This window comes from Armatimonas sp., from assembly GCF_031410135.1.
GTDB lineage: Bacteria > Armatimonadota > Armatimonadia > Armatimonadales > Armatimonadaceae > Armatimonas.
On record NZ_JANNYP010000446.1, the window covers coordinates 1 to 5,105 of the forward strand.

The 5,105-nt window shown below is 61.2% G+C and carries 4 protein-coding genes; 2 read left to right on the forward strand and 2 right to left on the reverse strand.

Features of this window, described 5'->3' with window-relative positions; translation table 11 throughout:
• On the reverse strand, positions 1-1,029 hold a 1,029-nt coding region (locus tag RMO15_RS16525; RefSeq protein ID WP_309714548.1), incomplete at its 3' end, for a hypothetical protein.
• Positions 1,030-1,215: 186 nt separating this feature from the next.
• Here RMO15_RS16525 and RMO15_RS16530 point away from each other — a divergent pair.
• Positions 1,216-2,310 (forward strand): hypothetical protein, encoded by a 1,095-nt coding sequence (locus tag RMO15_RS16530; protein WP_309714549.1) that lies wholly within the window; start codon positions 1,216-1,218, stop codon positions 2,308-2,310.
• Positions 2,311-2,314: 4 nt separating this feature from the next.
• Here RMO15_RS16530 and RMO15_RS16535 read toward each other — a convergent pair whose 3' ends face one another.
• The gene (locus RMO15_RS16535) at positions 2,315-3,976 is read right to left on the reverse strand and encodes a PPC domain-containing protein (protein WP_309714550.1); all 1,662 of its coding nucleotides are present in this window, start codon (positions 3,974-3,976) and stop codon (positions 2,315-2,317) included.
• Positions 3,977-4,043: 67 nt separating this feature from the next.
• On the opposite strand from RMO15_RS16535, the gene RMO15_RS16540 reads away from it, so the two are divergent.
• A partial coding sequence (locus RMO15_RS16540; RefSeq protein WP_309714551.1) for a family 43 glycosylhydrolase occupies positions 4,044-5,105 on the forward strand: 1,062 nt, incomplete at its 3' end.

Consider the following 5,105-nt stretch of genomic DNA (forward strand, 5'->3'; position numbering starts at 1 on the left):
GCTTTTGTGAGGCGTATCCAGCTGAATCTCAAAAGCTTTCGCATCGGGCAGGACGCAGACGACGCGGCCTCGGTCAAAATCTCGGTACCAGCCCAGCGGGTGCGATTTCTCGGCCATTCCCAGCGGCGTTCCGCGCTCCAGAGGCTTGCCCAGTGATTTATTCCAAAAGTCGTACCAGCGGTGGCGGTGGTCGGGCGTGGGCAGCTCATTGGGGTCGGAGAAGAGGCAGTAGCCGTCGGAGAGGCAGAGCGTGAGGGTGGAGACAAGGCGCATGAGCGCTCTATCATCGCGGCTCTTGTGGTACCAGCTCTCCACACAGTTGATGCGCGGCTGTCGCAGGCTCCGCTCCGCCCAGCTCAGCGTCTGCGCGATCCGTCGCCAGTCGTCGGAGGTCTTGGTTCGGTAGCACTCCATAAAATAGCCATTGACCAAAGCCGCCGTGCGTGGTGTCTGCCGGTCGTTGGCGTTGGCAAGAACTAGCGCACTCGGCCCGATGGCCTCGCGAATCGCTTTCACCAGCGCCAGCCGCTCGTCGTCGTCTTGCCACCAGTCCAGCATCACGCCGTCTAGAGCGCCACTGGAAACGGCTGACTTTGCCTGCGCCGCCACCTGTGCACGAAACGCGGGGTTGCCAAAGTCCAGGAGCCAGTAGCCGCCCTCTTCCCAGCCGGGGAGCCGCTTGCCATCTTTACCACGCTTCCACCAAGCATGATCCTCGGGAAGATAGCTCGTGTGCGCATCCCGGTAGCGAATCTCCGCGATCAGCACCGTGTTGGGATTGTTTTTCAGAAGCTCCGCCCGGCGCTTCTTCGCGATCTCGATGCTCTCAGGCGTAAAGCCCTCCGCGAGGCCCGTGGGCTGTTTGCTCCAGCGCAGGCCAAAGAACTCCGGGCCATGAAAGATCAGATCGTGCCGGGCGAGCATCGCCTCGGTGGGAATCCCCTTGGGCTCATCCGCCGGACTCCATGCCTGGAACACCGAAGGAAATCCCCGCTCCGCAATCCGTCGCGCCAGAGGCTTCTCACTCATAGAGCATTGTAGCGGGTTGCGTAACAAATTTCCCGTGTGGGGGATCTTTTTTGTGCGGTTTGGGGCGTGAGTGGACACAGCAAAGCGCTCGACTGGCAGCACGTCCGCGCCAACGACTTTCGCCTGTTCTGGCGAAAAAATAGCTTTTGGGGAACAGGTAGACCCTGTGCTCCGTTGTGGGCTACGATGAGCTACGCACGTGCCCGCCTCTGGCTGGGAATCACCGGGGTGGGAACCCTGGTGACACTCTCCGCCCTCTTGCTATTTTCCCAGCTTCCCCAGCGGTTTTTGCTCACCCAACCCGCCGCTTTTTCAATGGAGCTACGAGAGCTGTTTCTTGTCCTGGTCGCCTACGTGGCGATCAGCGCTCCCTTTGATTTTTTCGGGGGCTTTGTCCTGCCCGGTGAGTTTGGACGGAGCCAGGCAAGCTTTCCCATGTTCTTTCGGCGCTGGCTGCGTGGGGTGGTGCTACACAGTGGCCTCTTGCTGGGCTTTGGGCTCTTGCTGCTCAGTGCGGCCCGAGCGGGCGGCACGCTTCTCGCGCTGGGGATGTTCTGCGGGCTTCAGCTCGCCTTGCTTGTCTTTCAGCCGCTTCTGGCAGCGCTTCCGGGGGGACTGCGCTACCACGATAAGACTCTGGTCTCGGGCGGGGGGCACTACTTTACCGGAGCAATCACGGGGCTTCCGGGGCGAGAGCGTGTGCTTGTCCCGGCACACTGGCAGGAGACGCTCACGACGGAGCAGTTTCAGGCGGTTCTCTTGCGCAAGCGGGGCGCGATCAAGACGGGCGCACGCACGCGGGGTTTGCTGCTGGCCTTTGGCTGGAACCTGGCGGGCTTCTGCCTGGCGCTGGCATTGACGGGCGGACTTGCGTCTGTGGGGCAGCTCGTGACGGTGAGCCTCTGGTTCACGCTCTGGTCGTTTCTCGGGGTGCTTCTGTTGCCGTCGCCGTCGCAACAAGGTGTCTTTGAGGCCGATCAGTATGCGCTGGAAAACGGCGCTAGTCGTGAGGTGTTAGAGAGCGTGATGCGGCAGTTGGACACGCTCCAGGACGACGAGCCAGCCCGAAGCGAGCAGGTCGAGCGCACGTTTCACCCACTTCCCTCCGTTGAGCGGCGGCTCCGGCGTTTGGGCACCCCGACCTCGGGCTTTGGCTCTGGAGCTTGGCACGGAGCCCGTATGGCGCTCTATTTTTCGTGGGCGGGCCTGAGCCTGCTTTCCCGCGCTGTGCACTGCAACTCAGGCCGCCCCGATGTCTGGGTCTTCTTGCCCAGTGACTAAGTACTTAGTCGGCCTCAATCAGACGGATCGTCGCTTTACCTGCTCCCACTTTACTAGAGAGCCAGATCGTGTAGGTGCCCTCGCGCACGGGGGTGAAGGCCAGTAGGCTATTGCTCCCGCCGCCACTGTCATCGTCGCTGCCCACCAGGGTGCCCTCAGGGCCGTAGACACGAACCAGAGTGTCGCAGTCGGTTGAGCGGGCACTCAGGAGGAGCGCCTGCCCTGGTTTGCCGGTAAACGCGAAGATCAGGGGGCTAGAGGTCTCCAGAGTTGCCTCTTGCCGTCCCCCGATGGTCAGGGGACGGAGTGGAGTTACCGCACGACGGAGCTCATAGCCGCCACTGCCGCCATCCCCAAAGGCATGCACTCTCAGAAAATACGTACCGCTTGCAGTGAGTAGCGAGCGAATCCGGGCATCTCGCCCGTCTCCAGCATCGTCGTTACTGGTGACCAGAGTGCCTGCGGCATTAAAGAGCTCCAGTGCAATATCAAACTGCTCCGAGCGACCCTCCAACAAGAGAATTTCACCGGCCTTTCCAGTAAGCTGATAGAACTCCGCCTTGCCCAGGGGGAGCGTCTCTTTGAGCGGTGCGGGAGTGTCCCAAGGACGAACCGTGACAGTGCTGGCGAGGCTATAGCGCACGGATTGGCTCTGCGACTGCGCCACGGCTAGCTCGAACATCCCGCTTTGCCCCAGTACCACAATCTGCTCTCCCGTGGTTTTCGCGGGCGTGCTGAGCGGCGTAATCGCGGTCCCGACCAGTGCCCCACGCGCCTCGTCGGGAGTCTCTTTAGGGACGATAAACTCTAGGCTGGTGCTGAGCACGCCTCCTTCTCCTCGGGTGCTCAGTCGGACGAGCTGCCCCTTGGTTCCTTGAAAGCGCCAGATATCAAGCCCGCCTGCTGGGAGCGCTTGTGGCTCGCTTTTTTGTGCGAGCGTGTGCGAGAGAACCCGAGCTGCGTTTAGAGTGAGTGTGCCTGTCTGCGCGGACTCCACGCGCAGGAAGTAGCTGCCTTTTGTAGCGGTTCGAAGCTCCAGTCGCTTGTTTCCGCCAAAGCGTGCCGATGTCGCGACCTGCTCGCCCATGGGATCAAAAACGGTGAGCTCTGGATTGGAGCTGGCGGACATCTGAAGCAGAAATGTTTGTGGCTCTGGGGAGGCCACATAAAAGTAGGTAGGAAGCGTGGTGCTGCCTGTGTAGGTGCCACGCGTCCCTACGGCAAGCTCTTGCGGCACAAAGCGGCGCAGCATCAGGTCAAACTGTCCACCCGCCGCGCCTTTGAAGGCTCGGACAAGAACTTTGTAGCTGCCTGCCTGCGCGAACCGATAGAGAAGGCGTGCGTCTTGATCACCCTCCTTGCGATCGTCGTTCTCTGCCAAGACCTTCCCTGTTGTGTCCACAATCTGGAGCGCGGAGTCGAAGTTGCTGGTCTCGACCTCGGCGATGATTACCTCGCCGGTCTTGACGGTGAGTGGGTACTCAGTGAACTGGCCGGGTGTGAGAATACTAACGGCCTTCGTCACATCCCCACTGCCGCCACGCCGTCCCATAGACCCCCCGCCACCAAACCCCATTCCACCGCCAAAGCCACCTTGGCCGCCTTGCGCAAAGCTGGGCAGCGCTGCCCCTAAAAGTGCGACGAAAGCGATTAGAAAACTACGCATGAAAACTTCCTCCGTAAACTTTGAGTCGGATGCGAGGCAATTTCCTTCAATGGGCTACAATTGCTCCATGTCGCAACCCCGAACGTTCCGCAACCCGATCCTACCTGGATTCTACCCCGACCCCTCGATCTGTCGTGTGGGCGAGGACTACTATCTTGTCCCCTCCAGCTTCGAGTACTTCCCTGGCCTGCCGATCTTTCATAGCCGAGATTTGGTGAACTGGCGGCAGCTCGGCCATGTGCTGACCCGGCCCTCGCAGCTCAACCTAGACGGTGTGCGGGGCTCCGGCGGGCTCTACGCGCCGACGATTCGCTACCACAATGGGCTGTTCTACGTGATCAACACCCTGATGGGAGGCACGGAGACCCATGGCAACTTTATCGTCACCGCACCGGATATTACCGGCCCTTGGTCGGAGCCTTTCTGGTTGCCCGAGGCGCGAGGGATTGACCCGTCACTGTACTTCGACGACGAGACGGGCAAGGCTTGGTATGTCGGCAACCGCCATGTCGCCGAGCCGCAGTTTCCAGGGCACTGTGAGATCTGGCTGCAAGAGCTGGATCTCACCACGATGCACCTCACCGGGCCGGACTACGCGCTCTGGGAAGGGGCGCTTAAAAACGCCATCTGGCCGGAGGGACCACACATCTATAAAATCGGCGACTACTTTTACTTGCTGATCTCCGAGGCGGGCACGGGCCACGACCACGCGCTCTCGGTTGCCCGCAGCGAGAGCCTCACCGGGCCGTACGAGGGCTACAAGCGCAACCCGATTCTGACGCACCGGCATTTAGGCTGGGACTATCCCATCGTGGGAGTGGGCCACGCGGATTTGGTTGAGACGCAGAACAACGAAAATAAAGAATGGTGGCTCGTGCTTCTTGGGATGCGTCCCACGGAGGGCTACCACTTCAACCTGGGCCGCGAGACCTTTCTTGCGCCCGTCACCTGGGAGCAGGGCTGGCCGGTCGTGAATGTCGGCGTCGGAAAAGTCGAGTTTGAGATGACGGCTCCCAACCTCCCTGAGCACCCCTGGCCCGCCATACCCGCCCGCGATGACTTCGACTCCGAAACGCTCGCCGATCTCTGGAACGTCATCCGCACCCCCCGCGAGCCCTTCTGGAGCCTC